Genomic DNA, 616 nt, shown 5'->3' with positions numbered 1-616 from the left:
CCGCGCACGGCGAATGCGTACACGATGCAATCCAGCGCTTCGGCCTGCCTTCCCTTAATCCGTTCCCATTGGCCGTAGGGGCGGCCATGGCGGTAGCGGATCACGCGGCGCTCCGAAGTAAGCTGTTCGAAGAAGACGGGCGCTAGGTCGCTTGAAAACCGCATTTGCGTAGGGTCTGACAGACGCTTGAACACCTGCCCTTTCACAGTGTCCACGCCCACGATGAACAGGCGCCCCGCCTGCGACTTACTGCGCTCGATAGCCGGGCGATTTCCAGCGGCGCCCTTGATGGCGTAAATCCGGCGGCCGAAACGCGGCTTACAGAAGGCCATGACGGCATCGGTGGTCTCGCCATCGCCCGAGTCCACGGCCGTCGCGGAAATGCCGATCTGCCCGCCAAGGGGGTGCTGCCAGGTCTGCCTAAGGTGCGCGTCCAGTTCGGCCCAAACGTCATCCCCCTGCGGATCACCCCAGAACACATCATGCGAGGCCGCCAGCGCCGCGCCGTCTGCCGTCCAGGCCAGAATGACCGCTTCTAGCCGGTCGCGCTGCACGTCGACGCCACAAGTCAGGATGCGGGCTTCCGTTGGTAGGGCAGAAAGGCCGAAGGGCTCGG

At 64.6% G+C, this 616-nt stretch carries 1 protein-coding gene; it reads right to left on the bottom strand.

The window, feature by feature from the left end; genetic code table 11:
* On the bottom strand, positions 1–616 hold a 616-nt coding region (locus HPO_RS19400; protein WP_035602930.1), incomplete at both ends, for a terminase gpA endonuclease subunit.

Source organism: Hyphomonas polymorpha PS728 (genome assembly GCF_000685315.1).
In the GTDB taxonomy this organism is placed as follows: Bacteria; Pseudomonadota; Alphaproteobacteria; order Caulobacterales; family Hyphomonadaceae; genus Hyphomonas; species Hyphomonas polymorpha.
Note: the sequence above shows the minus strand (reverse complement) of the source record. Positions and strands in the feature narration are given on the sequence as shown.